Origin of the sequence: Streptomyces sp. NBC_00996, from assembly GCF_045162675.1 — a bacterium.
Taxonomy (GTDB): domain Bacteria; phylum Actinomycetota; class Actinomycetes; order Streptomycetales; family Streptomycetaceae; genus Streptomyces.
Window position 1 is genome coordinate 3,355,506 of sequence record NZ_CP108723.1, and the last position, 24,342, is coordinate 3,379,847.

General features: G+C 69.8%; 30 protein-coding genes and 1 tRNA gene. 22 read left to right on the forward strand and 9 right to left on the reverse strand.

Going from position 1 to position 24,342, the window contains the following annotated elements:
- Positions 1-85: 85 nt before the first annotated feature.
- A complete protein-coding gene (locus OG390_RS15855; RefSeq protein WP_406168477.1) occupies positions 86-493 on the reverse strand; it encodes an NUDIX domain-containing protein in 408 nt (135 codons plus the stop codon).
- A gap of 435 nt (positions 494-928) precedes the next feature.
- On the opposite strand from OG390_RS15855, the gene OG390_RS15860 reads away from it, so the two are divergent.
- Together OG390_RS15860 and OG390_RS15865 are read left to right on the forward strand one after the other, a co-directional pair.
- On the forward strand, positions 929-1,546 hold the full coding sequence (locus tag OG390_RS15860) for a hypothetical protein (RefSeq protein ID WP_406168479.1): 618 nt from the start codon (positions 929-931) through the stop codon (positions 1,544-1,546).
- 412 nt (positions 1,547-1,958) lie between these two features.
- Positions 1,959-2,264: a hypothetical protein gene (locus tag OG390_RS15865; RefSeq protein WP_406168481.1), complete on the forward strand. Its 306-nt coding sequence runs from the start codon at positions 1,959-1,961 to the stop codon at positions 2,262-2,264.
- A gap of 96 nt (positions 2,265-2,360) precedes the next feature.
- Here the strand turns inward: OG390_RS15865 and OG390_RS15870 are convergent, their stop codons facing one another.
- Positions 2,361-2,588 (reverse strand): hypothetical protein, encoded by a 228-nt coding sequence (locus OG390_RS15870; RefSeq protein ID WP_406168483.1) that lies wholly within the window; start codon positions 2,586-2,588, stop codon positions 2,361-2,363.
- Between the two features lie 416 nt (positions 2,589-3,004).
- On the opposite strand from OG390_RS15870, the gene OG390_RS15875 reads away from it, so the two are divergent.
- Both OG390_RS15875 and OG390_RS15880 read left to right on the forward strand, forming a co-directional pair.
- Entirely contained in the window at positions 3,005-4,258 is a 1,254-nt protein-coding gene (locus OG390_RS15875; protein WP_406168485.1) for an IS256 family transposase, read from the forward strand.
- Complete coding sequence (locus OG390_RS15880) at positions 4,258-4,539, forward strand: DNA-binding protein (RefSeq protein WP_406168486.1); 282 nt, start codon at positions 4,258-4,260, stop codon at positions 4,537-4,539. Before OG390_RS15875 ends, OG390_RS15880 begins: the two co-directional genes overlap by 1 nt.
- A gap of 261 nt (positions 4,540-4,800) precedes the next feature.
- On the opposite strand, the gene OG390_RS15885 is transcribed toward OG390_RS15880, so the two are convergent.
- A complete protein-coding gene (locus OG390_RS15885) occupies positions 4,801-5,265 on the reverse strand; it encodes an NUDIX hydrolase (RefSeq protein WP_406168488.1) in 465 nt (154 codons plus the stop codon).
- 17 nt (positions 5,266-5,282) lie between these two features.
- Here OG390_RS15885 and OG390_RS15890 point away from each other — a divergent pair, with 17 nt between their 5' ends.
- From OG390_RS15890 to OG390_RS15950, 13 genes are all read left to right on the forward strand, one after another.
- Positions 5,283-6,062, forward strand: coding sequence for a GntR family transcriptional regulator (locus tag OG390_RS15890; RefSeq protein ID WP_406168490.1), 780 nt, complete (start codon positions 5,283-5,285; stop codon positions 6,060-6,062).
- 139 nt (positions 6,063-6,201) lie between these two features.
- Complete coding sequence (locus tag OG390_RS15895) at positions 6,202-6,558, forward strand: hypothetical protein (RefSeq protein ID WP_406168491.1); 357 nt, start codon at positions 6,202-6,204, stop codon at positions 6,556-6,558.
- A gap of 2 nt (positions 6,559-6,560) precedes the next feature.
- Positions 6,561-7,910, forward strand: coding sequence for an FtsK/SpoIIIE domain-containing protein (locus OG390_RS15900; RefSeq protein ID WP_406168493.1), 1,350 nt, complete (start codon positions 6,561-6,563; stop codon positions 7,908-7,910).
- A gap of 84 nt (positions 7,911-7,994) precedes the next feature.
- Positions 7,995-8,207: a hypothetical protein gene (locus tag OG390_RS15905; protein WP_406168495.1), complete on the forward strand. Its 213-nt coding sequence runs from the start codon at positions 7,995-7,997 to the stop codon at positions 8,205-8,207.
- Positions 8,207-8,668 (forward strand): hypothetical protein, encoded by a 462-nt coding sequence (locus OG390_RS15910; RefSeq protein ID WP_406168497.1) that lies wholly within the window; start codon positions 8,207-8,209, stop codon positions 8,666-8,668. Before OG390_RS15905 ends, OG390_RS15910 begins: the two co-directional genes overlap by 1 nt.
- Before the next feature lie 81 nt (positions 8,669-8,749).
- Complete coding sequence (locus OG390_RS15915; protein WP_406168499.1) at positions 8,750-9,415, forward strand: DUF2637 domain-containing protein; 666 nt, start codon at positions 8,750-8,752, stop codon at positions 9,413-9,415.
- A 20-nt stretch (positions 9,416-9,435) separates the two neighbouring features.
- Positions 9,436-9,627, forward strand: a complete 192-nt coding sequence (locus tag OG390_RS15920; RefSeq protein ID WP_406168501.1) for a mobile element transfer protein — start codon at positions 9,436-9,438, stop codon at positions 9,625-9,627.
- 11 nt (positions 9,628-9,638) lie between these two features.
- Positions 9,639-9,794: a hypothetical protein gene (locus tag OG390_RS15925; RefSeq protein ID WP_406168503.1), complete on the forward strand. Its 156-nt coding sequence runs from the start codon at positions 9,639-9,641 to the stop codon at positions 9,792-9,794.
- Positions 9,795-9,817: 23 nt separating this feature from the next.
- Entirely contained in the window at positions 9,818-10,138 is a 321-nt protein-coding gene (locus OG390_RS15930) for a SpdD-like protein (protein WP_406168504.1), read from the forward strand.
- 91 nt (positions 10,139-10,229) lie between these two features.
- Complete coding sequence (locus OG390_RS15935) at positions 10,230-10,418, forward strand: hypothetical protein (RefSeq protein ID WP_406168506.1); 189 nt, start codon at positions 10,230-10,232, stop codon at positions 10,416-10,418.
- A gap of 36 nt (positions 10,419-10,454) precedes the next feature.
- Positions 10,455-11,795, forward strand: coding sequence for a replication initiator protein RepSA (gene repSA, locus OG390_RS15940; protein ID WP_406177687.1), 1,341 nt, complete (start codon positions 10,455-10,457; stop codon positions 11,793-11,795).
- On the forward strand, positions 11,792-12,004 hold the full coding sequence (locus OG390_RS15945; protein ID WP_406168508.1) for a helix-turn-helix domain-containing protein: 213 nt from the start codon (positions 11,792-11,794) through the stop codon (positions 12,002-12,004). Before repSA ends, OG390_RS15945 begins: the two co-directional genes overlap by 4 nt.
- Positions 12,004-13,137 (forward strand): tyrosine-type recombinase/integrase, encoded by a 1,134-nt coding sequence (locus OG390_RS15950; RefSeq protein WP_406168510.1) that lies wholly within the window; start codon positions 12,004-12,006, stop codon positions 13,135-13,137. The genes OG390_RS15945 and OG390_RS15950 overlap by 1 nt, the downstream gene beginning before the upstream one ends.
- A gap of 92 nt (positions 13,138-13,229) precedes the next feature.
- Here OG390_RS15950 and OG390_RS15955 read toward each other — a convergent pair.
- Positions 13,230-13,304 (reverse strand) — tRNA-Val (locus OG390_RS15955).
- Positions 13,305-13,547: 243 nt separating this feature from the next.
- Here OG390_RS15955 and OG390_RS15960 point away from each other — a divergent pair.
- The 4 genes from OG390_RS15960 (at position 13,548) to OG390_RS15975 (ending at position 16,961) form a co-directional block, all read left to right on the forward strand.
- Complete coding sequence (locus tag OG390_RS15960) at positions 13,548-14,324, forward strand: DUF4097 family beta strand repeat-containing protein (protein WP_406168512.1); 777 nt, start codon at positions 13,548-13,550, stop codon at positions 14,322-14,324.
- Between the two features lie 75 nt (positions 14,325-14,399).
- Positions 14,400-15,833: a hypothetical protein gene (locus OG390_RS15965; RefSeq protein ID WP_406168514.1), complete on the forward strand. Its 1,434-nt coding sequence runs from the start codon at positions 14,400-14,402 to the stop codon at positions 15,831-15,833.
- 273 nt (positions 15,834-16,106) lie between these two features.
- Positions 16,107-16,730, forward strand: a complete 624-nt coding sequence (locus tag OG390_RS15970) for a DUF4383 domain-containing protein (RefSeq protein WP_406168516.1) — start codon at positions 16,107-16,109, stop codon at positions 16,728-16,730.
- A 9-nt stretch (positions 16,731-16,739) separates the two neighbouring features.
- On the forward strand, positions 16,740-16,961 hold the full coding sequence (locus OG390_RS15975) for a zinc ribbon domain-containing protein (RefSeq protein ID WP_189185339.1): 222 nt from the start codon (positions 16,740-16,742) through the stop codon (positions 16,959-16,961).
- Positions 16,962-17,151: 190 nt separating this feature from the next.
- Here OG390_RS15975 and OG390_RS15980 read toward each other — a convergent pair whose 3' ends face one another.
- The 4 genes from OG390_RS15980 to OG390_RS15995 are packed head-to-tail and all read right to left on the reverse strand — an operon-like array spanning position 17,152 to position 22,364.
- On the reverse strand, positions 17,152-17,811 hold the full coding sequence (locus tag OG390_RS15980) for an O-methyltransferase (protein WP_406168518.1): 660 nt from the start codon (positions 17,809-17,811) through the stop codon (positions 17,152-17,154).
- Between the two features lie 46 nt (positions 17,812-17,857).
- Positions 17,858-18,685 carry an HAD family hydrolase gene (locus OG390_RS15985; protein WP_406168520.1) on the reverse strand — a complete coding sequence of 276 codons (828 nt, stop codon included), beginning with the start codon at positions 18,683-18,685 and terminating at the stop codon, positions 17,858-17,860.
- The gene (locus OG390_RS15990) at positions 18,685-21,150 is read right to left on the reverse strand and encodes a phosphoribosyltransferase (protein ID WP_406168522.1); all 2,466 of its coding nucleotides are present in this window, start codon (positions 21,148-21,150) and stop codon (positions 18,685-18,687) included. Before OG390_RS15990 ends, OG390_RS15985 begins: the two co-directional genes overlap by 1 nt.
- 44 nt (positions 21,151-21,194) lie before the next feature.
- Entirely contained in the window at positions 21,195-22,364 is a 1,170-nt protein-coding gene (locus OG390_RS15995) for an HpcH/HpaI aldolase/citrate lyase family protein (protein ID WP_406168524.1), read from the reverse strand.
- Between the two features lie 180 nt (positions 22,365-22,544).
- Here OG390_RS15995 and OG390_RS16000 point away from each other — a divergent pair, with 180 nt between their 5' ends.
- Complete coding sequence (locus OG390_RS16000; protein ID WP_406168526.1) at positions 22,545-23,435, forward strand: TerD family protein; 891 nt, start codon at positions 22,545-22,547, stop codon at positions 23,433-23,435.
- A 113-nt stretch (positions 23,436-23,548) separates the two neighbouring features.
- On the opposite strand, the gene OG390_RS16005 is transcribed toward OG390_RS16000, so the two are convergent.
- Complete coding sequence (locus tag OG390_RS16005; protein ID WP_406168528.1) at positions 23,549-24,286, reverse strand: Tellurium resistance; 738 nt, start codon at positions 24,284-24,286, stop codon at positions 23,549-23,551.
- Between the last annotated feature and the right edge of the window lie 56 nt (positions 24,287-24,342).

A 24,342-nucleotide genomic window follows, 5' to 3' on the forward strand; every position in this document is an offset into this window, starting at 1 on the left:
CCGGCAGACAGACATCTGAGGCCGGCTGTGGTCGGCTGCGCTCACGGTGGTTGCTGTACTTCGCTGCTGTACAGCGGTCACGGGATCAGGAAAGCCGCCCGGCCTCGTGAAGCGCATCGAAGACCATCTCGTCCACGGCCGAGACCCGGTCCCGATCGGCGTAGCGGAACCACGCCTTCTCAGCGATCTCCCGCGATGGGATCAGCTCACCGCGGTGATCGGCGGTGTAACAGATCATCCGGAAGGGGCCGTGCTCCGGATGGCCCTCGCCGATCTCGAAAGTGCCGAAGCGCACCATGGAATCAGGGTCGATCGCTGCCTGCAGTTCCTCGTCGATCTCCCGCACCAGGGTCTCGCTGTCCGACTCGCCCGGCTCACGATGACCGCCCGGGAAGTAGAAGCGATCTCTGCCGTGACTACGCGTCACCAACACCCGGTCGTCCCGAACCAGGACCCACGCCACCTTCTCCGGCACACCGTTGTCATTCGCCATAGGCCCGGGACCGTATCGGAGGGCATCGTCCGCGTCAGCACCGTCCGCACACTGAGCTGCTGCTGAGTTGTCTTCTGGATGTCAAAGACCCCCAGCCATGATCGGCTGGGGGCCTTTTCCCTGGTGGGCGCGGACGGTTTCGAACCGCCGACATCCGCCTTGTAAGGGTGGGTGTGATCGGCAGCAGTGATGCGCAGGTCACTCCGGCTGTAGAGCCAGCCCAGCTCAACGATGCATCTCGACTGCGGGGAGCCGTCGTTGACCGTGACTCACCGCACGAAGTGGCACGGCTGTGGCACGCGACCGCCTCGTCCCGAAGCAATGCAGGCGGGCTTGCCACCTGCGGCTGAAGTCACCTGGGAATGCTGGGCATTCGCGTTGTTGGTGTCACCTATGCTGCCGGTGATCACGTGCGGGCAGACTGAGGGGGCTTTCATGGGTGATGCAGAAGCGGGCGCCGGGAGCGTCGTTTCGGACGAGATGAACGAAACTGCGTACCCGGAGGGCGCGGGCGACTTGGATCGCGAGGGCTTCATACGGCGACGGAGACTGCCGAGTCCGGCGGTCATGGTCGCCGGCCTCGCCTTCCTCGCCGTGGTGGCAGGAGGCGTGTTCTGGCTATTCCAGGACGATTTGTCCCACCCGTTCGGGGACGCCCGCGCCTGTGAGGGCAGCGACGCCGCGTTGACAGGGAAGATCGCGCTCGGGGGCGTACCGATCCCCGCCGACGCCACAGACGTCCACTACATCACGAAGAATGGCTTCGCTGAGGTCTCCTTCCTGAGCGACCAGATGCCGGACTATCTGCACCGCGCAGGACTCGTCCCGGACGGGGAGTCCCTGTTCGACGAGAACTACGGCAGCGCATACGCGCTGGGTGAGGGCGGCCGCGAGATGCCCGACGGGCTGTGCGGCCCAGCTCTCATGGGACCTGTCTGGAGCTACCACGGCAGGGGCCCCGGCCCGAGTGCCAACATCCTGATCGAACGCGCCCCCGCCGGAACCACCCTCCGCGCCCCCGCCCGCGTCATCGCCTCCTTCGACATCGGCTGAGCGAGAGAGATCGGGCGATGGTGCGGATGCTCCCGTCGCTCACTGGCGTGCACGCGCCCCCAGACACGTGGTAGGGCCAGGCAGAAGATCGAATCTCTGGCCTGGCCCCACGCCATATGGAGCGGGCGACAGGAATAGAACCCGCGTAGCTAGTTTGGAAGATCGCGTAACCGCGACTGGCCTGACCTCGCCAGACGGTGACCTGCGCGTTCTTGGGGCGCTCGCCGACGTTCCCCGTTGTTCCCTGCTGGTCGCTGCCTGATCGGGGCACGCGGGGGGCACATGTACCCTCCTCCCGCGCTTGTAGCGATCCGGAGCCGCTCCTGGGGCCTGAATGAGCCGTCGGCGCTTTCCTAGGCGGTGAGGTCACCGGAGGCGATGTTCGTGTGCCACGATGCCGCCGGGAGGGGCGATGAACTACGTGGTCCTATTGGTGTTGATGGCCAGCGCTCTGGGCGTGGTGGGGTGTGGCGTGGCGGGGCTCGCCACCGGCTGGATCCACCCATGGGAGCGAGGCCGGGTCCTGCGCCCTGTGGCCCACGGGCTCGGCCACATCCTTTCGGGGAGTGGCTTCTTCTGTATCTGCGTGTTCTTCCTCATGGCGTCGGACGGTGCCTCGCTGTTGGAAGGCGTCTCGCTGGATCTGCTCCTAGTGGGGATCGTCCTCTTCTCGATTGGAACTGTCCTGCGGGGCGTGGCCACCTTCCCGCACCGCTAGGTCGGATCGCGAGTGTCCGCAGACCCCCGTCCAGATGGCGCTGAGGTTGGTGGAGTCTCACGCGGGCTTGACGATCGTCGCAGGCCGGTCAGCGAATCACCACTGTTGCTCGCGCCTGCGCGCTTCCTGGCGGTCCCGGGCCTGCTTGTTGTCGTCCTTGATGGTCTGGATCTCTCTCCAGACACGGAGAGCGAAGCAACAAGCAAGTATTGCGATGCACACGCAGCCGATCACCAACGAAACAACTGAAGTTGTGTCGCGAAGGGCTACCCACGCCTCGATGCCCAGAAAGATGACTCCGAACTGGGCAAGCCGCCGCTTCACGGGCCTCCTCCACGGTCGGTCTCCTGTCGGAGACCGAGAACGTACATGCTCGCAGGCCGTGCTCCGATGGGAAACCCTCAGACGCTCTCAGCTGACCTCCACCCACCACTTCGCCCAGCTCCCATCCCGTCCGCCGTCGACCCACACACCGTGGAGCGGGCGTGGTTCCTGGCGTCCAGGTGGAGCGCGCCACTGTACGAACGACCTGGACGCCAGGGGCCGCGTCTGCTCGGCTCTGCCTGGGTCGACGGTGGACGGGATGGGAGCTCCCCACGCACGCCAGAGCAATGCTCGAGACCTGTGGATCGGCCTCGGGAGGGGTGCCTCGCGGAATGCGGAGGGCGTACCTTCCCGAGTGATCGATTGATGGTCACCGAGTAGACCCGCGTTGCACCGCGGGTCGGGAAGGCACGCCCGTGCTCAGCGTAGTCAACGACGAGGGAACCACCGAGACCGGATCCCTGATGGACGACATTGTCCGTGAGGGTGCCCGGCGGATGCTCGCCGCGGCCCTGGAGGCCGAAGTCAACCAGTACATAGCCGAGTTGGCCGGTGAGCGGGACGAGGCCGGTCGTCGTCTGGTGGTCCGCAACGGTCATCACCCTGAACGGAAGGTGACCACCGCGGCCGGGTCGGTCGCTGTGAAGGTGCCTCGCGTGAATGACAAGCGTGTCGACGTGGAGACGGGTGAGCGCAAGCGGTTCTCGTCGAAGATCCTTGCGCCGTGGTGCCGGAAGTCTCCGAAGGTCAGCGAGGTCCTGCCCCTGCTCTACCTTCACGGACTGTCCTCCGGGGATTTCGTGCCCGCGATGGAGCAGTTCCTGGGCTCTTCGGCCGGCCTCTCGCCGGCGACGGTGACCCGGCTGACGAAGCAGTGGGCCGAGGACCACACCGCCTTCCAGGCCCGCGACCTGTCGGATTCCGACTACGTCTACGTGTGGGCCGACGGCGTCCACCCCAAGGTCCGCCTCGGCCAGGCCCACTCCTGTGTCCTGGTCTTGATGGGCGTGCGCCCCGACGGCCGCAAGGAACTCATCGCGCTGGCCGAGGGGCTGCGTGAATCGACCGAGTCGTGGGCGGATCTGCTACGCGACTGCCGCCGGCGCGGCATGCGCGATCCCGAACTCGTCGTCGGGGATGGTGCGATGGGCCTATGGCGGGCCCTGGCGGAGGTATTTCCGCAGGCCAGGCACCAGAGATGCTGGGTTCACAAGGTCCGCAATGTCATGAACGCGCTGCCGAAGTCGGCCCAGCCCGGCGCGAAGAAGGCCTTGCAGGAGATCTACAACGCCGAGGACCGCGACCATGCCGAGAAGGCGGTCAAGGACTTCGAGCACGCTTACGGCGTCAAATGGCCGAAGGCGGCCAAGAAGGTCGCCGACGAGACCGACGAGCTCCTCGCGTTCTACGACTTCCCCGCCGAGCACTGGGTGCACCTGCGCACGACAAACCCCATCGAGAGCACTTTCAGCACCGTGAAGCTGCGGACCAAGGTCACCCGCGGGGCCGGCAGCCCGGTCGCGGCCCTGGCGATGGTGTTCAAGCTCGTCGAGTCCGCCCAGGCCCGCTGGCGCGCGATTACCGCACCTCACCTCGTTGCCCTCGTCCGCAACGGCGCCCGCTTCGAGAACGGTCACCTCGTCGAACGCTCCGAAGCGGGGGCCGCCTGATGACACCGAGCAACGAGCGCCGCTACCCCAAGCTCCTGCGGGTTCCCCAGGTGGCAGACGATGTCTGGCTGTCCCAGCCCGAGGCCGCCCGCCAACTGGGCATCGCTCTCTTTCGCATCGGCGCACTCATCGCCTGCGGCCACCTGGCGCCCGCAAAGAACTCGGCCGGGAGGGCAGGCGTCACGATCACCAGCGTGCAGGCAGAGAAGACCTGGCGCGACAGCGCCACATACCGCGCAAAAGCCCTTCGTCTCCTCAAGGACACGATCGGCTTCTTCTAACTCCCCAGTCCACAGGTCTTGACGATTACTCCGCACGCCACTACGGGCCCGCAGTCGGGAACGGCGCCCCCCATCCCGGTGCCGGCCGATCCCCCGCCGGAGGCATCATCTTGTGCCCGCGGATGATGTCCCCGCCCTTGCCCGCTTGCACGTAGCGCGCCGCCGGGCGCGGCCAGCCGGGGCGAAGACAGGAGGCAGGCCGCGCCGCAGAGGCGGCGCGCGCCCGCGCCGTGCGCGGGCCTTGATGAAGTAGAGAAAGTTCTATCCCGCTGGGATGAGGCGCTTGCCGTCGTGGCTTCGTACGTGAGGGCCGTTGCCGTCCAAGGCGTCTAGGAGCCGGATCGCGAAGACCTCGGCCATCCGCTCGGAGACCTCTTCGGGCGTGAGCCAGTCGACCGCGGTTGACTCGCTGGACGTGCGCTCGGTGCCGCCTGACGGCTTGCACCGGAAGACCAGGGCGACGATACCCCTCGTCGTGTTCTTGTAGACCCCGGTGAGCTGGTCCACCTCAACGTGGATGCCTGTCTCCTCCAGGACCTCGCGGGCTACACCGGTCTCGGGGGCCTCGTCGAGTTCGAGTACGCCGCCAGGGAGCTCCCAAGTGCCATTGTCGGCGCGGCGAATCGCCAGGAGGCGTCCGTCCTCGCGCACCACTACTCCGGCCACAGATACGGAGTGCAGCGGCATCGAGGTTGCTTCCTGTGATCTACTCATGTACAGGAGCATAGGAGGCAGAGAAGACTATGGGAACCGCGGTAGGAGCAGAGAGGTCCGCACCTCGGTACGTACAGATCGCCGACGAGATCGTGCAGCAGATCCGGGCGGGCGTCCTCAAGCCTGGCGACATGGTGCCGAGTGAGTCCGAGCTGGTCGAGCGCTACGGCGTCTCGGGCGGGACGATTCGTAAGGCCATGGTCGAGGTGCGGGCGAGTGGGCTCGTTGAGACCCGGCACGGCAAGGGCTCGATCGTGAAGGATCGGCCACCTGTGGGGCATCGGTCGTCGGATCGCTTCCGGCGCTCGCTTCGGCAGGGCGGTAAGGCCGCGTATCTCGCCGAGTCCGAGCAATCCGATGCCACGGCCAAGGTGAGCGTTCTGTACATCGGGCCCATGGAGGCCCCGGAGGATGCGGCCCAGCGGTTGGGCGTCCCCGCCGGCACTCAGGTGCTGGCCCGGCGACGCCTCTACTTCCGCAACGGCACGCCCGTTGAGACCGCGACGTCGTACCTTCCATGGGACGTGGTGAAGGACATCCCCGAGCTGTTCGCCGAGAACCCCGGCGGTGGCGGCATCTACGCCCGACTCGAAGACCACGGGCACGAGTTCGCGGAGTTCGTTGAGACGCTCCAGGGGCGCCCGGCCTCCAAGGCTGAGTCGTCCGAGCTGGCGCTCAGTCCTGGCGCCCCGGTGATCCACCTGATCCGTGAGGCGCGTACGACCGAGGGCCGCGTGGTCGAGGTCTGCGACACGCTCATGGCTGCTGACCAGTTCGTATTCGAGTACAGGATCCCCGCCGCCGACTGACGCTCTCTCAACTCCCCTCGGCCCGTCGCGAGTTCTTCTTCGCGGCGGGTTGACTCATATACAGGAGTCATGCACTCTTCTTCATGTCACTCATATACATGAGTGATGGAGTCCAGCCTCTATAGAGGAGTGATCTGCTGTGCGTCAGATTCCCGTCGACACGAACGGTGCAACCTTGATGGTTGCCCAGCCCCCGCAGCCCAAGGTGAAGGACCGCCGTACCGGCGAGATCGCCACCGACATCGACACCGGCCACACGCTCGTCACGGTCGACGTGCTGTTCGTGATGAACGGCAACGCCGAGGTCGTGACCGTCACGGTGGCCGAGCCGGACATCTCCGGTGAGCTGGCCATGGGTACCCCGGTCGCGCTGACCGGCCTGGTCGCCCGGCCGTGGGAGAACGAGTTCAAGGGCCAGAAGAAGCACGGCATCAGCTTCCGCGCGGTCGCCCTCACCTCGCTCGCCGCCGGTGCCTCGAAGCCCAAGGCGGCCTGATCATGACCTGGTTCACGGTCGCGCTGCTGCTGGTCGTCGTCATCGCAGGTCTTCTGCGGTGGCGGCGCCCCGCCTGGTACTGGATGACCTTTGGGGTCACCTTCGCCGCGCTGCGGGTCCTGGTCCGCTATGTCTCGGTCATGGATGCGTGCGGACTGACGGTCCCGCCCTCGCGCTGGCGCCTCGCCCGGATCGCCAACCGGCCGGTTCCGGAGTCCCGGGCGCCTCGCATCCTGCGTCTGCGTCCGACGCGTACCGGCCTGGTCTTACGGCTCAAGCTCCGCCCCGGCCAGGACGCCTTCGACATCGCTGCGGCCCCCGACCGGCTGCGCCACTCCTTCGGCCTGTACGGGGTGACCTCCCGTGAACTGCGCTCCGGTGTGGTCGAGTTGCGGATGACCGGCTACGACGTGCTCAAGCGGGTCCAGATGCCCGCCAGGACCGACCCGGCCCCGATGCGGGTCCCGGTCGCCCTGCGCGAGGACGGCTCGGTCCACTACCGCGACTACCGGACCGTCCCCCACGGGCTCACCCTCGGCGCCACCGAGTCCGGCAAGTCCGTCTACCAGCGGAACCTGGTCGCCGGTCTCGCCCCGATGGACGTCGCGCTCGTCGGCATCGACTGCAAACAGGGGGTGGAACTCTTCCCGCTCGCCCGCCGGTTCTCCGCGCTCGCCGACAACCCCGACGACGCCCTCGACCTCCTCGAAGCACTCGTCACGCACATGGAGAACGTCTACCAACTCATCCGCGCCGAACAACGCATTACGGTGAACGTCCCGGACGCGGAGATCGCCGCCGACATCTGGGACCTGCCCGACCACTTGCGGCCGGTGCCCATCGTGGTCCTGGTCGACGAGGTCGCCGAACTCGCCCTCTACGCGAGCAAGGAGGAGGAGAAGCGCCGGGACCGGATCATCACCGCTCTCGTCCGGCTCGCCCAGCTGGGCCGCGCCTCAGGGATCTACCTGGAGATCTGCGGGCAGCGCTTCGGCTCCGAACTCGGCAAGGGCATCACCATGCTCCGCGCCCAGCTCACCGGCCGCACCGCCCACCGCGTCAACGACGAGTCCTCCGCGAACATGGCCTTCGGCGACATCGGCCCGGACGCCGTCCTCGCCGCGGTCCAGATCCCCACCGAGACCCCCGGCATCGCTGTCACCGGCGACGCCTCCGGCGGCTGGGCCCGCATCCGCGCCCCGCACACCACGCTGCGCCAGGCCGTGAACCTCTGCAACAAGCACGCCGACCGCACCCCGGACCTGCCCGCCCTCGCACCCTTCCGGCCCGTCGTCGGTTCCCTCACCCCGGCCTCCGCCCCGCTGTCCAAGGCCGCTCCCGCTACGGCCTGATCTCTCCCCCTCCATCGGTCGGCGCGACCGCATCGCGCCAAGTCCCTACCCGAGCCATGCCCGAAACAGAGGAGAACGCCTCCCATGTGCGAGCACATCGAGGACTTCCACCGCACCGTGCTCATGCTCGGCGCCCTGGCCCTGTACGCCGACATCCCCGACGCCGACCAGACGTTCATCGACGCGATCGGCCCGTCCCTGGCCGCATCCCTGCCCGAGCCCCCGCCGGGCACGTTCCCGCCCGGCTACGACCCGAGCGACGGCCCCGACTACCCCGATCAGGAAGGACGCTTCTGATGTTCTGCGAGCACTGCGGCGACACCGACGGCAATGAGACCGGCGTCGACCACGACGAACGCGACTGCCCCTGGTACGCCGACGACAGCTGGACGGCCGAGGAACTGGAAGGGGTGCTGCGGCAGACCGCAGACGGCAACCCCACGATGACGGCCGCCGTCGACCTGCTCGCCACGCACGGCATCTGGCTGCCCCGCATCGCCGGACGCGAGGACCTGATGGTCACCGATGAGACCGGCGAGGTCTACGACCTCGACTGGCCCACCATCGCCGATGCCGTCAACGAACTGACCTTGATCGGTTCCGGCAGCGAACTGCGCATCCTCGGCTTCGCCGCCGCCCTTGCCTGTGACCGCGTCTCGGTCCGCCTCGGCGACGCGGTCACCGGCCTGGACGCCACCAACCTCAGCCTACTCCTGCATGCCATCGCCACCGCCAACGGCCGCCCTGACGCGGCCTGATGCCCCCGCACCCGGTGCCGGGCGGATGGACCGATGCGCCCCGCCCGGACCCGGCTCCAACCCACGAAGGAGGTGAAGACCATGACCCGATCGATCCGCCCGGACGCCGTCCTCGTACAGGCCGTGATTGCCGGGGCCTTGTCCTTCGCCCACCTGCATGACCTCGCTTCCGCGGCCGGACAGACCGGCTGGAAGGCCTGGGCCTACCCGATCTCGGTTGACCTGCTCCTGGTCGCCGCCTGGCGACGACTCCGCAGTGACGGCCCGTCCCGGCTGGCCTGGTCCTGGTTCCTGATCGCGCTGTTCGCATCCCTCGGCGCCAACGTCGCCACCGCCGGATTCCTCGACCTCGCCCACCCCCCGGCCTGGCTCCGCTTCGGCATCGCCGGATGGCCTGCCCTCGCCTTCCTCGGCGGCACGCTCCTCGCCCACTCCGCCGGAGACCGGGAGCCGGTTCCGCCGGCACCCGCAGCCCCCGCCCCCACGCCGGAAGTCGAACGGGAATCCGCCCCCGACTCGCTGCCGAAGCCAGCTCCCGTCGCCGCTGCCGAGGACACCCCAGCACTCGCCCCGGCGGCGTCGGCTCCGGCCGCTACGCCCGTTCCGGCGGCTCTGGTCGACCACGCTCGCAAGGTCGCCGACGACCACCACGCCCGCACCGGAACCCGCATCGACACCGACACCCTGCGCGCCCGCCTCGGCGTCCCGCCCCAGCTCGCCGACGCCATCGCCGCCCAACTCACCTGACCGGAAAGGACACCGCCGTCATGCCTGCTCGTGACCACTTCCACTCCGTGATGAACATCGGCCCCGTGCAGATCGGCACCCACCGCGACCGCCACGGCCACACCAAGCACGCCGCCGTGTGCACCAACGACCGCTGCGGCTGGTCCGCCGACTACTCCAGCCAGAGTGCCGCCCAGCTCGCCGCCCGCACCCACCGCTGCACCGTCCGCTGAGGAGACGCCCCGTGCAGGTTCCCCTCTGGTTCGCCCTGATCATCGTCGGCTGGCTCGGCGTCAAGCTCATCCGCCCGCCCTGGTGGCTCGTCGCCGTGCTCCTCCTCGGCGGCTACCTCCTCGCCGACAGCCTGCTCGCCCCCGCCATCAACACTGCCGTCAAGTAACCACCCACGAAAGGAGATCCACCATGTTCCGGCCCAAGGTCCCGACCATGCCGCAGCCGACCGGCCTGGTCACCCCGCCCGCCGTCGTCGTCGAACCGACCACCGTGGTCCAGCACACCCCGGCGGCCCCCGCGCCCGCCCCGGCCACGGCCACGGCTCGGCCGACCGTGCAACTCACCCCGGGCGCCGTCATCGCCCTCGTCGGCAGCGGCACCGCCGTGGTCCTGGTCGTCGGCGCCGTCCTGGTCTCCATGCTCCTCGCGGTCGCCATCACCGGCGCCTCGCTCGCCATCTGCGCCCTGGTGATCCGCTCCCTGATCGGCTCCGAGAGCAAGCACCGCTGACCGGCTCCCGGGCGGCCCTGATACCGCCAAGCATCCGCCGCCCGGGAGCCGTGCCCCTGTCCGAACCAGAGATCCGGAAGGAAGTCCCAGCATGACCCACCGCACCCGACCGTCGTCCCGTATCTGCCCGAACTGCGACGGCTTCGCCTCCGCCGCCATCACCCTCGGCGGGCGCGACCGGCACGGCCACCTGCGCACCATCACCGCGCGCTGCCCGGCCTGCCACGGCACCGGCACCGCCCACCGCCCGGCACGCATGCGGGAGGGCGCCCGTGCCTGACACCCTGTTCGACTCGACCCGACCACCCTCGGCGACCTGCTGAGGGTGGCCTCGGCCCCCGACTTCGACCGCTGGCAGGACCAGATCCGCCGCACCGGCGGCTGCGCCGACCCCATCCACCTCACCGGCTGGACCCTGAGCAAGGACAAGACGACCGGCGAGACCCTGCACCACTACTCCACCGAGAACGAGCCGGGCGGACGCCTCCGCCTCGCCTGCGGCAACCGCCGCGCCTCCCGCTGCCCCTCCTGCGCCTGGACCTACGCCGGAGACACCTACCAGCTCATCCGCGCGGGCCTGGCCGGAGACAACCGCCGCGGCATCCCGTCCACGGTCCGCGATCACCCTCGCGTCTTCGCCACCCTCACCGCCCCGTCCTTCGGCCCCGTCCACAACCGCCCTGACCGAGGCGTCTGCCGCTGCGGCACTCGCCACACCGCCGACGATCCCGCGCTCGGCACCGCCCTCGACCCGAACACCTACGACTACGCCGCCGCCGTCCTCTTCAACAACCACGCGGGCGACCTGTGGATGAGATTCGCAACCCGCCTCCGCCGCGAGATCGCCGCCCGTGCCGGACTCACACGCCGCGAACTGCCCGATCACGTACGCCTGTCGTACGGCAAGGTCGCCGAGTTCCAAAAGCGCGGCGCCCTGCACTTCCACGCCGTGATCCGCCTCGACGGCCCCGAGGGACCCGACACACCGCCCCCGTCCTGGGCAACCGTCGACCTCCTCACCGACGCGATCCACGCCGCCGCAGCCCACTCCTACACCTCGGTCTCCGTCCCGGCCGCCGAGGACCAACCCGCCCGCACCTTCCGTTGGGGCACCCAGCTCGACGTCAGGCCCGTGAAGGCCTTCGGCGATGGCTCCGACATCACCGAACAGGCCGTGGCCTCCTACGTCGCCAAGTACGCCACCAAGGCAGCTGAGAACACCGGCACGTTGGACCGCCGCATCGGCGAACTCGCCGAACTCGACCGCCACCAGATCCCCGACCACACCCGCCGACTCATCGAAGCCTGCAAGCAGCTCGATCCGCTCTACCCCGAACGGCGCCTGTGGGCCTGGGCCCACATGCTCGGCTTCCGCGGCCACTTCTCCTCCAAGTCCCGCCGCTACTCGACCACGCTCGGCGAACTCCGTCAGGCCCGGGCCGACTTCCGCGCCGCACAAGAGCGGGAAGCCCTCGGCCTGGACGACCGCGAACCGGACACCGTCCTCGTCCTCGCCGACTGGCAATACGCCGGACACGGCCACACCCCCGGCGAATCCGCCCTTGCCGCCACCATCGCCCGAGACCTCCAGACCAACCGCGAAACCGCCCGCGAAGCCCTACGCGACCAGCTCGCCATGGAAGGAGCCGCAGCATGAAGGACCGATACCTCAGCGTCGACCAGGTGGCCGAAGTGCTCGGCACCTCGGCGCGCTTCCCCCGGCGGCTGATAGCCGAGCGGCGCATCACCTTCGTGAAGGTCGGCCGTCACGTCCGCATCCCGGAGAGTGCGGTGGACGCGTACATCACGGAGCACACTGTGGAGCCGATCACCGGCCGTGCCTCGCGCCTGAAGGCGGTGGCCTGATGGCGAACACCAAGGGGCGCCGTCGCCGCTTCGGATCCGTGCGCAAGCTGCCCTCTGGACGCTTCCAGGCCCGCTACCGCGGTCCGGACGGTCTGATGCGCACGGCTGACACGACCTTCGCAACGCAGACCGATGCGGACCGATGGCTCGTCAAGCAAGAGGCCAAAATCCTCGACGACGACTGGACGAACCCTGACGTCAAGATCGTGTTCGGCGACTTCGCGGAGTCCTGGCTCAAAGATCGTGACTACGCGGCCACCACACGGGAGCGCAATACTGGCGTGCTCAACCGGCACATCCTGCCGACGTTCCGCGCGGTCGCCCTGCGGGAGATCACCACACCCCAGGTACGGCGCTGGCGTACCGACCTCCTCGACGCGGGCGTCGGCCCAGCCACCGTCTCCAAGGCCTACCAAGTCCTCCGGGCCATTATGAACACGGCCGTGGACGACGGGCTGATCGAGCGCAATCCGTGCCGGGTCAAGAGTGCGGGAACGGTCACCCACACCGAGCGGCCGTTCCTCTCCGTGCCCGAGGTGTACCGGCTCGCCGACGCGGTCCCACCGCACTGCCGTGCTTTGGTGCTCCTGGCCGCGTTCGCCACACTCCGCTTCGGTGAGCTGGCCGCCCTCCAGCGCCGGGACATCGACCTCGAAGCCCGAACTGTCTCCGTCCGCCGCTCCTACGCCGAGACCCGAACGGAAGGGCTCACGGTCAAGGCGCCCAAGAGCGCGGCTGGCGTCCGCACGGTGGCGTTCCCGGCCTCGCTCGTCCCCGAGCTGGCGCATCACCTGGCCGAGTACGCGAGTGCCGGCCGAACCGGGCTCGTCTTCGTCGGCGCCCGCGGCGGCACCCTGCGGCGGAACAACTTCCGGCGGATCTGGCTCCGTGCCCTCGACGCGACCGGCCTCGGAGACGTGCACTTCCACGATCTCCGGCACACCGGGAACACCCTCGCCGCGACCGGTGGAGCAACCACCCGCGAGCTGATGCACCGGATGGGCCACTCGTCCGTGCGGGCCGCACTGGTCTATCAGCACCTAGTGAACGGCCGTGACCACCAGATCGCCGACTACGTCGACGGTCAGATCAGGAAGGTGAAGCGGCCCCCGCACGGCCCATCTGGCACGTAAGTGGCACGACGGCCCTGAGCGGCTGAGAAAGATCAAGGCCCAGGTCTCCGGCTTCGCACCGGTTGACCTGGGCCTTTGTTGTGTCCTGAGACTGGTGGGCGCGGACGGTTTCGAACCGCCGACATCCGCCTTGTAAGGGCGGCGCTCTACCGCTGAGCTACGCGCCCAGGACGAGTCGACAGCCTACATTGCCCGAGGGGATGCCCTGCAAACCCGTATCCGGGAGGTGTCCTGCAAACCCGTATCCGAGGGGATGCACCGCAACTCCGTATCCGGGGAGTGCGGGCCGACGGGCCGGGGCGGGGGGTTATCCCCACCTTCGATCCGGGAGCCGCCCGGATCCCCCTGCGGGCCTCGGATCCGTACGGTCGAAGAGCCTTCGCAGCCAGTCCGTCTCAGGGGGAAACACCATGGCCCGTACCGTTCCTGCCCGCGTGGCCGCCGTCGCCGGCGTCGTCGTGGTCCTCGTCGCGGGCGCCACCGCCTGTGGCGCGTCCGCCGGGGACGACAAGGATCCCGATCACCGGTCCTTCGCGCTGCACGGGCGCACGCTCACCGTCGACTCGGACGACTCCGCGCTCGATGTCGTGGTCTCGGACTCGGCGAAGGCCGACAGGGTCGAGGTCACCCGGTGGTTCCGTGGGCGTGTCGTCGTGGGTGGGGATCCCAGGGTGACCTGGGCGATGGAGGACGGCGATCGGCTCGTGCTGCGGATGAAGTGTTCGGGAGTGGTGGCCGACTGTTCGGCCAGGCATCGGATCGTGGTGCCGCGCGGCATCGCCGTCACCGTGAAGGACGGGGACGGAAGCGTGCGCGCGCAGGGCTTCGAGGAGGCGCTGAGCATTCGTACGTCGGACGGTTCCGTGCGGGTGACGGACTCCTCGGGGCCACTCGACCTGCGCAGCAGCGACGGGTCCATCCGTGCGCTCGGCGTCGACTCGCGCCAGGTGCGTGCCCGTACGCAGGACGGTTCCGTACAGCTCGAACTCGGCGCCGTACCCGACCTGGTGGACTCCCGCACGCAGGACGGCTCCGTGACCATCGCGCTGCCGCGGGACAGCTACCGCGTGACGACCGGGAGTGATGACGGCTCGGTGCATGTGTCCGTACCCCGAGACCCGGGCAGCTCCCATGTGGTGTCCGCCCACACGAACGACGGGAAGATCACGGTACGAACCGCGAACTAACCGGCCCGTGTGTTCGTCCTTAACCGGTGGGAGAATGACAGCCGGGCAAGGCGGATGACAGCACGGGAGAGGGATGTGACGGCGACACCTTCGCAGCCGTATTCGCCGTTTGTGCCATGCGCACAGCAAGCGCCTCGTCGCCCCGCGACCGCTCGGCGGTACCGGGCCCGCCGCGCCCTCGGCATCTCGCGCGCCACCCGTGACGCGCTGACCCTCATCACCGTGCCGCTGCTCGCCGCGCTCGTGCTGCCCGCCGCCTTCGCCGGTGGCGGCACCCGGCGGTGGTTCGGCGGTCGCTCCGAGAGTCAGCGGGCCGAGGCTCAGGCCGCCAAGGACGCCGCCGCGGCCGCCTTCTACGAACTCGACACCGCGCAGCGCGATCTGCGGATCTCCATCGAGACGATCACGGCCGTCGACGCCTCGCCCGCGGCCCGCCGCGCGGTCTTGGACTTCGAGGCGCTCGGGCGGCGCATCGACGAGGCCAGTCATCAGTACATCACCGCCGTCGACGCCCACGATCTCGACCGCGACGACCTGGAGGCGTCGGTCGCCGCGCGAGCCCGCACCGAGCTGATCGCCGCCAAGGACGAGCTGGGCCGGGTCAAGGGGGATCTCGACCGGTTCGAGCGGGGGCTCGGGCCGCTGCTCGGCAAGGCCGAGACACAGCTCGCCCGGCTCGCCCCTGCCGTCGAGCGCGCCCGCCAAGCCCTGCTCGCCGCCTCGAACGCGTTGGACGGCGTGCGGGGCTCGGGGCTCAAGGCCGATGACCTCGCCGCCCGGCTCGCCGCCCTCGGGCCCGAGCTGACCAAGCTGAACCAGGGAGCCGGACAACACGGCGTACCGGAGACGCTGGAGCGCGCCGAGCGGGTCTCGCGGGAGGCCGGAGCGGTGCGCGCGGAGGCGGAGCGGCTGCCCGAGCGAGCCGCCGAGATCGACCACCGGCTGGTCTCGCTGCGCACCCGCGCGCAGGCTCTGACCACCCGGTCCGGGCAGGTGGAGCCGGTCCTGAGCGAGCTGCGGCGGCGCTTCTCGGCCGCGTGCTGGCAGGACCTGCAGCATGTGCCGGAGCAGGCCGCGGAGAACGTACGGCAGGCCGAGCTCAAGCTGAAGGAGGCGCAGGCCGCGCGCGAGGCGCAGCGCTGGCCGGACGCGACCTCGATGCTGTCCACCGTGCGGGCGCTGCTGAACAACACCGACGAAGCCGTCTCGGCGGCCGGCGACCGGCTGCGGCGGCTGAACGCGGTGGCGAAGGACCCTCAGCAGGAGATCGACCGCACCCGGTTCGCCATCCGTGACGCCCAGCGGCTGGCCATGGCGGGCCGCAACACCCCCGACCCGCGACACGCCCGGCCGCTCGACGACTCCGTCGCCCGTCTCGACCGTGCCATCGCCACGCTGGAGGGGCGCCACCCCGACTACTGGCACTTCCTGACCGAGACCGAGGCGGTACGGCAGACGGTGGCGCGGGTGGTCTCCCAGATCCGTGAAGAGCGGGGCGGCGGAGCCTGAAGGATTCGCAACCAGCGGGACGGCGAAGCCCGAAAAATCCGCTACCACCGAAACGACGGAACCCGAAGTCTCCGCGCCCCGCCGTTGATGGCCCGAAGGCTCCCAGGCTCCCGTGTCGGAAGCCCGATGCCCCCAGGCCTCCGTGCCGCAAGCCCGAAGCCTCCCGCGCTCCGGTGCTGGCGGACCGGGACCCCCGGGCGGATGCTGAGAGAACGCACGGCCCCCGCCGGCCGGAAGAACGACGGCCTCCGCCGGCTGCGTGAGGAGGCGGACATGGCCACACACTCACTTCGCCCGGGTTCCCGACGGGCTTCGAAGCGACGTATCTCCTTCGACGAGCATCTGCCCGTCGATCATCGTCTCAGCACCTTCTACCGGATCGGCGCGGGCCTCATGGGTCTGGTGCTGCTTGCCTTCGGCATCCTGGGCCTGGTCAACAAGGTCGGGTTCTTCGACACCCGTGGGGACACGGTCGGAGGGCTGAACACCAACGGCGCGCTCAGCGTGCTGTCGATCTGCGTCGGGCTGCTCCTGTTCATCGGCATGGTGATCGGCGGGAACTTCGCCTCCACGCTCAACATGGCCCTCGGCGTCACCTTCATCCTCAGCGGCTTCGTGAACCTGGCACTGCTCGACAGCGGCTACAACTTCCTCGCCTTCCACATCCAGAACGTGCTCTTCAGCTTTGTCGTGGGCGTCCTGCTGATGTTCTTCGGCATGTACGGGAGGGTCGGCTCGGCCCTGCCCCACGACAACCCGTACTGGAAGGCCCGCCATCCCGAGCGGATCGAGCAGGAGCAGCGGCTGCGCGCCAAGGCCCACGCGCTGGCCCTCCAGCGGGCCAGAGAGCGCGAGCTGCCCGGGCAACCCTCGTCGGCGGTGCGGGGCGCCCGCTAATCTGGCCTCATGCCTCGCTATGAGTACCGCTGCCGGACCTGCGGCGACACCTTCGAACTGAGCCGTCCGATGGCGGAGTCCTCCGCCCCCGCGGACTGCCCCGCCGGCCACGACGACACCGTGAAGCTGCTGTCGACGGTCTCGGTGGGCGGATCGTCGTCCGCCGCGCCCGCACCGGCGCCCCGCGCGGGTGGCGGTGGCGGCTGCTGCGGCGGGGGCTGCTGCGGCTGATTCCCGGATCCCGGGGCACTCGCCCCGCTGAGCGGCCTCGGGGAAGTGAGGCACGCCCCCACGCCGCCCGGCACGGCACCTCGCCGCACTGCCACATCACCCAGGTACATCCAGGACGAGGGCGACGCGGCAGCACGCCGATGCACCGCACCGGACGACGCGGAAACGCACCCCGCTTCCCCGAGGCCGCTCAGCGCCGCCGCGCCAACGTCATCCCGTCCGCCACCGCCAGCATCACGCTGTCCACGCGGTCGTCCGCCTTCACGTGCTCGTTGAACTCCTTGATCGCCGCGGCGAGGCCGGTCGCCTCGGGGTCGGTCACGCCGCCGTGCAGGAAGACGTTGTCGACGGCGAGCAGTCCGCCGGGGCGCATCCGGGGCACCAACTCGTCCCAGTACGCGATGTAGTTGTCCTTGTCCGCGTCGATGAACGCCATGTCGATGTGCGGCTCGTCCGGCAGCGCGCGCAATGTCTCCCGCGCGGGCGCGATCCGCAGCTCGATCCGGTCGGCGACGCCCGCCTTCGCCCAGGCCTCCCGCGCGTGCTCCGTCCACTCCTCGGAGATGTCGCAGGTCAGCAGCGTCCCGTCGGGCGGCAGCGCCTGAGCCATGGACAGCGCCGACAGCCCCGTGAACGTACCGACCTCGACGATCCGGCGCGCCCCCGTCAGCCGCACGAGGAACGCGAGCAGCGCCCCCTGCTCCTCGGCGACCTGCTTGCCCGCCACCAGCGGGAGTTGGACGTGGGTGACCTCGACCAGCATGCGCTGCACGGGGTCCAGCGGCGGGTTGTGGCCGAGCATGTACGCGTAGAGCTCGTCCGTCAGTCGAGTGCTGTTGCCCTTGGCCACGTGGCTCTCCTCACGTCGGGTCCCCCGCCCACGGTAACTCTCGGGCTCAGACCGACGCCTGTCCGTCGCAGGCGTTCATGAACTCCCGCAGGATCCGCTCCCCCGCGGCGACCCCCCGCTCCGCGAGAGCCGTGATCGCGGGCGCCGTCCAGTCCGCCTCGGCCAGTTCGCCGTGGCCGGGGCGCCAGCCCCGGTCGGCGGCCAGCAGCAGGTCGGCGTCGAGGAGGGAGTCACCGGCGGCGAGGGTCAGGGGCGCGCCGGTACGGCGGGCGAGCTCGTGCAAGGCCGCGCTCTTGGTGAGCGGCTTGGGTACGGCGTAGATCTTGCGGCCCTGCAGGGACACCGTCCAGCCGCGGTTCTCCGCCCACACGGCCAGTTCCTTCACCCACTCCTCGGGGAGCAGCTCGCGCTCCACCACGAGATAGGCGAACAGGTCCTCGGCCACCCGGTGCTTGCGGACCCAGGCGGGATCGGCGGTGGCCGCCAGATGCTCCCGTACCTCGTCCAGCGGCGCGCACTCGGTGGCGAGCCGCGCCGTCACGCTCCCGTGCCAGTCGGGATCGGAGACGCCGTCGACGAGCAGGTGCCCGCCATTGGCGCAGATCGCGTACTTCGGGGCGGGGCCCGGCAGGTTGATGCGCTGGTACTGCTTGCGGGTGCGGGTGGTGGTGGGTACGAAGACCGCCGTGTCGCCGAGTTCGGTGAGCAGGGCGGCTGCCGTCTCCGTCATGTACGACAGCGGCTTGCTCTCGTGCACCTCGACACAGAGCAGCCGGGGTGCGCGGGCGTCCGGCATGGTCAGCGCCAGGGCCGCGGAGGAGTAGATCAGCGTACGGTCGAGGTCGCTGGCGACGAGCGTCTTGGGCGCGGACATCAGACCGTCACCGCCTTGCCGTCGGCGCCGGTCGCACCGCGCGTGTACTTCGGGTGGATCAACCCCACGCAGGTGTAGGGGAGTTCGGCGACCTCCTCGACGGGCACTCCGCGCTGCTCGGCGAGCAGGCGTACGTGGTCGAGGTCGGCGCCCGCTCCGGCGCGCGCGAGGATCTTCCACGGGACGCGGCGCAGCAGCACCCGGGTGGTCTCGCCGACGCCCGGCTTGACGAGGTTCACGTCGTGGATCTCGTACTCCTCGCTGATCCGCTCGACCGCCGCCCAGCCCTCCCAGCTGGGGGTGCGGTCGGCGGCGAGAAGCTCCTTGGCCTGGGCGCAGGCCGCGTCGGTGACGTCGCAGAAGTGCGCGGCAACGGCGTCCAGGAAGGCGACGGAGACATCGGAGCCGGCGAGTTCGCGGTAGAACTTCGCGCCGTGGAAGTCGTGCTCGCCGACCAGGTCGGCTCGCAGAACCGTGCGCGAAATCAGCCCGGAGACCGTCGAGTTGAGGCAGGCGGAGGGGATGAGGAAGTCCTCGCGGGTGCCGTACGTCCGCACGCACGAGCCCGGGTCGGCGAGCACCGCGATCTCCGGGTCGAAGCCGGTGATGCCGTCGGATGCCTCGAACTCCCGTATCGCATCGGTCAGTTCGCGGGTGATCGCGCCTTTGCCCGTCCAGCCGTCGACGAAGACGACGTCGGCCGGGTCGTGGTGGGCGGCGAGCCAGCGCAGCGCGTTGGCGTCGATGCCGCGGCCGCGGACGATGGAAACGGCGTAGTGCGGCAGGTCGAGGTCGTGGCGGTGCTTGGCCCAGCGGCGCATCAGGACACCGATGGGCGTGCCCGCGCGGGCCAGTGACACAAGGACCGGTCGCGGTGACCTTTCCGCCAGCACCAGTTCGGTGACGGCGCCGACGGCCTGGGCGATGCGGGCGGCCGAGGCGTCGAGGGCCGCGTGGAACAGCTCCTGGTACTGGGTGGTCGGCTGGTACTCGACCGGCAGCGACTCCGCGTAGTGCGCGCCGCCGCTCTGGATCGCCTCCTCGCGCTCCTCGGTCGGCGCCTCCAGGCCCACGTCCGAGAGGTCCTGGAGCAGCCAGCCGACCTCGTCGGCCGCGTACGAGGAGAAGGCGGGGCCGCGGAGGGGCTCGGGCAGCATGGAGGGCCTTTCGGTCAACGGCCGTGCGGGGACGTACGACGGGACGACGGCGAGCAGGACGCTCGGGGTGTGCGCCGCCAGCTGGGCCAACAGGCCGTCGGAGGAGTGCAGTTCGGGGGTGTCGGCCGCCGAGTCGACGACAGCGACGACGGCGTCGAAGCCGGCGCCCGCGACGTTGTAGGCGTAGCGCTCGCCCGGGCCGTCGTCCGGGTTGTCGTGGGCACGGAAGACGAGACGGGTGCGAATCGCGTAACCGGGGTCGTCGAGGGCGAGAACGGGCGAGCGGGTGGTCGTGGAGTAGCGCACGTCGGCGGTCACCACCTGCTCCAGCTCCCGGGCCAGCCTGAGCGGGGCGTACATCAGCTCCTCGAAGCCGAGCACGAGCACGCGCCGGGCGCCGTCCGGCAGCGCGTCGGCGATCCGCGCGGCCATGGCGGGCAGGGCGTCCTCCAGCCGTATTCGATGCCTGGGCGTGAACCCGTGCCGCCCGCCGTCGGGGACGCCGCGGGGCCAGCCGAGCTCGACGCGGGTGGCCCGCCGCCCGGCAGGCCCGTGCGCCGCCGGGCCGGGCGCTGCCGACTCGTGGGCGGCGACCAGCGCCTGCCCCTTCTCCAGGACGCCCTCCGGGAGCTTCACGGTCCCCGACGCCGCGGACACCAGGTCGACCCGTGCGCCGATCTCCTGGGCGAATTCCTCCAGGCGGCCCAGGTCGGCGGCGGACCGCATGTCGACCAGCGCCACGACCACATAGCGCTCGCGCGGATAGCGCTCGTGCAGGTCACGGATCGTGTTGAGGACGGTGTTGCCGGTGGAGAACTCGTCGTCGACGAGGACCAGCGGGCCGGAGCCCGCCAGCAGACCGGGGTCCTCGGGGAGGAGCAGATGCGAGGTGGCGTGCGAGTGGGACTCCTCGAAGCCGCCTGCCCGGGTGACGCCCTGGACCGGCCGGCGGGTGGAGTGCAGGTAGGGCGCGAGGCCGACACCGTCCGCCACCGAGTGACCGAGACCGGTGGCCGTCTCGGCGTACCCGAGGACCACGGCCGCGCGGGCGTCCTCGGTGCCCAGCAGGTCCCGTACCCGCCGGCCGAGCGCGAACCCGTATCCGTACACCGCGGACGGCGACTGCGGCACGTGCTTGCCGAGGACGTTCGACACGAGCAGATGCGCGCGCTTGGGGTTACGACGCAGCGCGAGCCCCAGCAGGTCGCTCAGCGTCTCGTCACCGACGAGTTCGACGCCGAGCCGCTCGGCGACCCACGTCCCGGTCCACACCGCGTCGTTCACTGCGTCCTTCACTGCGTCGTTCATCAATTCCTTGTTGTTCGGGTTCCGCATCGCCGATTCGCGCCGGCTCACGCGGGGAGCCCGGCGGCGAGCAGGTCCACGAAGCCGATGTCCTCGTGGGCGACGCCGAAGACCTCGGCGCGCTGGAGGGTGCGCTCGGCCCAGGCGCGATGCGGCTTCACCTCATTCATTTTGTTCGTATACGCCGACCGCAGCACACCCCCGCCGCCGCGCTCGGGCTTCAGAATGTCCTGCGCGTCGCTGTACTCCTCGTGGCTGACGACGGACAGCGCGTGCACGGGCAGGACGTGCGAGGGGTGGATGCAGGTCTTGCCGAGCAGTCCGTTGGCCTGGTCGAGGGTGATCTCACGGAGCAGGCCGTCCATGGCGTGCTCGAGCAGCGCCTCGCGCAGCTCCTCCGCCTGTCCTTCCAGGAAGGGGCTGCGGCGCAGCTGCGGCTTGAACATGCGCTCCTGGACCCGGAAGTACTCCCACACCGGCCCGGTCACCGTGAAGCCGGTGCCGTCGGCCCGCCCCAGCATGTTCACCACGTCGGCGATCACGGAGGCGACGACCTGGACGTCGTACGCCGTCATGTCGGGGGCCCTGCGCAGCGCGTACGAGGAGCAGAAGTCCGTCACGCCCAGACGCAGCGCGAGCACCCGGTCGCGGTACTTGTCGACGGCGCGGGAGATGCCCTCGAGGGTGTCGACGCGCGACTCCCGGTACAGCAGCTCGGGCGATTCCAGCACCGGCATGGCGAACAGGCGCCGCCCGCTCGCCACCTCGGCACCGGCGAGCGCCTCCAGGAACGGCATGCCGCGCTCCTCGGTGAACTTCGGCATCACGAATCCGGACAGCAGCCGGACGGCGGGACCGAGGCGCTGGACGAGGTCGGGGATCTGCTCGGGGAAGCGGACCCGGACGAACAGCAGCGGGACCTCACCGGCCTCCTGGCGTGCGGCGAGGTCGGTGAACTGCCGGACCAGGTTCTCCTCGGCGTCCACGACCTCCGAGTCGTGGATCGAGTCCTCCAGGCACAGGACCATCGAGACCACACCGCGCCCGGCCTGCTTGATGATGTCGTCGGCCAGCTGCGGCCGGGTCGCCGGGCTGTACAGCGTGGCCCCGAGGGCCGCTGCGAGCACCCGGGCCGGCGAGTCGGCGGTGAAGACGCTGGGCTCCCGGAAGAAGAGGCGCTGCCGCTCTTCCGGGGCGATGTGACCGAAATGACGCATAGAACTCCCCCGTGGCGGCTAGTCGGCCCGATTCAATGTGGCCGGTAATAGTACGTATGGATCCATGTCAGGGGTTCCCACCTGGCATGAAGTTCAAGTAACTCGGCCGTGTCCAACACTCGCCGGTTCCGGGGAGACCCCGCGTTGTCGTGACCAGGACCGAGAGGGCAGGATGACCGCATGACGCACGCGATGCTGAAGGGGTCGAACGTCCCGCTGGACGCCACAGCGGTGCGCGCGGTGCTGCGCTGGACGCCCGGGCAGGATGTCCCCGATGTCGATGCCTCGGCGCTGCTCCTCGGCCCCGACGGTCGTGTGCGATCCGACGAGGACTTCGTCTTCTACAACCAGCCCCGCCACCCCTCCGGCAAGGTCTGGCGGCTCGGCAAGAAACGTGTCACCGAGGGCCTGACCGACACGATCCAGACGGATTTGGCCGGTGTCGAGTCCGGTGTCGGACAGATTCTCCTGGTCGCATCGGCGGACGACGTCACCTTCGACCGCGTACGGGCCCTGCGCATCCTGCTGTACGACGCCACGGTCGCGGACGGCGAACCGCTGGCGTACTTCGACATCAAGCCGGAGACCGGCGCGGAGACCGCGCTGATCTGCGGGGAGCTGTACCGGCGCGGTGAGGGCTGGAAGTTCCGGGCGCTCGGGGAGGGCTACTCCGACGGTCTGGTGGGGCTCGCGACCGACTTCGGGATCTCGGTCGACGAGACGGAGGCCGCCGTCGCGCCCGTGACCGGATCCGCACCCGACGCCGCCGCGTGGGCCGCGCCCGTCGCCGCCCCCGAGACGTCGGTGCCGCTGCCGCCCGAGCAGCCCGCGCCGGTGCCGCAGCAGCCCGCGTACGGGTATCCGCAGCCGCAGACGTCTCCGGCGGCCGCGGCTGCCGCTCAGCCGGCGTACGGTTATCCCCAGCCCACCAGTCAGCCGGCCTACGGCTACCCGGGGCCCCAGACCGCGCCGGCCACCCAGCCCGCGTACGGCTTCCCGCAGGCTGTGGGCGCCGGTCCCGACCCGGACTTCCGGCTGCCGCCGCAGGGGCCGCAGTTCATCGGGCGTTAGCTCCGGCGCCGTCCTGCGCGTTGTGGGGCGGGGCGCTTTCCGGCTCCCCCAGGATGCCGCTCTCGTGGGGACAGGCGCCGTCCCCACGGCACGAGTGCCCGCGGCCAGGCGGTTCAGCGGTCCACCTTCGACTTGTAGCCCCGGCCCCACTGCAGCCCCCACCCGTAGAGGCGGTCGAGTTCGGCCTGGAAGCCGTACACGAACCTCACCTCGCGGCGCACGGTCAGCTCGCCCTTGTTGTTCTGGATCATCACGACCGCGCAGGACCGGGCCTGCGGATGGCGCTCCTCTAGGCCGATCTCGATGCGCGGGCCGTTGCTCGGGTAGAGCGTGATGATGGCGTGCGTACGGTCGAAGGCGGGGGTCTGGTCATAGATGTAGACGAAGACCAGCAGCCGTTTGATGTCGTCGCGGTGATCCAGGTTGACGAAGGCCGTCTCGCCCGACCCTGAGCCGAAGCGGTCGTCGCCGCTGAGCTTCACATACGGCGGGGCGTTGAGTTCGCCGAAGAAGCTGCCGAGTGGCTGGACCACGCCCTTGGTGCCGTCCGTCAGCTCGTACATGACGCCCAGGTCGAGGTCGACGTTGACCATGCTCTGGGTGTGCGCCTGGACCACTTCCGGCTTGAAAGCGCGGAAGGGGTGGCGCAGCAGGCTGCCGCGCTGCGGGCCGCCGATGTCGGAGGTCCGCATCCGCCAGGACAGGTTGATACGCAGATTGCCGGTGGCCGCGCCCTGTTTGGTGAGCGAGACCGTGTGGTTCCGCTTGGTCAGCTCGATGGAGTTGGTGGCCGCGCTGCCGGAGTCGAAGTCCGCCGAGCGTCCGCGCCACAGGTCCTGCCAGATGCCCATTCCGCCCCCACGTTCTCGATGTGCGGCGGGGCGGCCGTGAGGATTCGTCCTCGACG

Coding starts and splice junctions, on each gene's coding strand:
- OG390_RS15855 (WP_406168477.1), bottom strand. CDS start 493: ATGGCGAATGACAACGGTGTGCCGGAGAAGGTGGCGTGGGTCCTGGTT.
- OG390_RS15860 (WP_406168479.1), top strand. CDS start 929: ATGGGTGATGCAGAAGCGGGCGCCGGGAGCGTCGTTTCGGACGAGATG.
- OG390_RS15865 (WP_406168481.1), top strand. CDS start 1,959: ATGAACTACGTGGTCCTATTGGTGTTGATGGCCAGCGCTCTGGGCGTG.
- OG390_RS15880 (WP_406168486.1), top strand. CDS start 4,258: ATGACACCGAGCAACGAGCGCCGCTACCCCAAGCTCCTGCGGGTTCCC.
- OG390_RS15885 (WP_406168488.1), bottom strand. CDS start 5,265: ATGCTCCTGTACATGAGTAGATCACAGGAAGCAACCTCGATGCCGCTG.
- OG390_RS15890 (WP_406168490.1), top strand. CDS start 5,283: ATGGGAACCGCGGTAGGAGCAGAGAGGTCCGCACCTCGGTACGTACAG.
- OG390_RS15900 (WP_406168493.1), top strand. CDS start 6,561: ATGACCTGGTTCACGGTCGCGCTGCTGCTGGTCGTCGTCATCGCAGGT.
- OG390_RS15905 (WP_406168495.1), top strand. CDS start 7,995: ATGTGCGAGCACATCGAGGACTTCCACCGCACCGTGCTCATGCTCGGC.
- OG390_RS15910 (WP_406168497.1), top strand. CDS start 8,207: ATGTTCTGCGAGCACTGCGGCGACACCGACGGCAATGAGACCGGCGTC.
- OG390_RS15915 (WP_406168499.1), top strand. CDS start 8,750: ATGACCCGATCGATCCGCCCGGACGCCGTCCTCGTACAGGCCGTGATT.
- OG390_RS15920 (WP_406168501.1), top strand. CDS start 9,436: ATGCCTGCTCGTGACCACTTCCACTCCGTGATGAACATCGGCCCCGTG.
- OG390_RS15930 (WP_406168504.1), top strand. CDS start 9,818: ATGTTCCGGCCCAAGGTCCCGACCATGCCGCAGCCGACCGGCCTGGTC.
- OG390_RS15935 (WP_406168506.1), top strand. CDS start 10,230: ATGACCCACCGCACCCGACCGTCGTCCCGTATCTGCCCGAACTGCGAC.
- OG390_RS15945 (WP_406168508.1), top strand. CDS start 11,792: ATGAAGGACCGATACCTCAGCGTCGACCAGGTGGCCGAAGTGCTCGGC.
- OG390_RS15950 (WP_406168510.1), top strand. CDS start 12,004: ATGGCGAACACCAAGGGGCGCCGTCGCCGCTTCGGATCCGTGCGCAAG.
- OG390_RS15960 (WP_406168512.1), top strand. CDS start 13,548: ATGGCCCGTACCGTTCCTGCCCGCGTGGCCGCCGTCGCCGGCGTCGTC.
- OG390_RS15970 (WP_406168516.1), top strand. CDS start 16,107: ATGGCCACACACTCACTTCGCCCGGGTTCCCGACGGGCTTCGAAGCGA.
- OG390_RS15975 (WP_189185339.1), top strand. CDS start 16,740: ATGCCTCGCTATGAGTACCGCTGCCGGACCTGCGGCGACACCTTCGAA.
- OG390_RS15985 (WP_406168520.1), bottom strand. CDS start 18,685: ATGTCCGCGCCCAAGACGCTCGTCGCCAGCGACCTCGACCGTACGCTG.
- OG390_RS15990 (WP_406168522.1), bottom strand. CDS start 21,150: ATGAACGACGCAGTGAAGGACGCAGTGAACGACGCGGTGTGGACCGGG.
- OG390_RS15995 (WP_406168524.1), bottom strand. CDS start 22,364: ATGCGTCATTTCGGTCACATCGCCCCGGAAGAGCGGCAGCGCCTCTTC.
- OG390_RS16000 (WP_406168526.1), top strand. CDS start 22,545: ATGACGCACGCGATGCTGAAGGGGTCGAACGTCCCGCTGGACGCCACA.
- OG390_RS16005 (WP_406168528.1), bottom strand. CDS start 24,286: ATGGGCATCTGGCAGGACCTGTGGCGCGGACGCTCGGCGGACTTCGAC.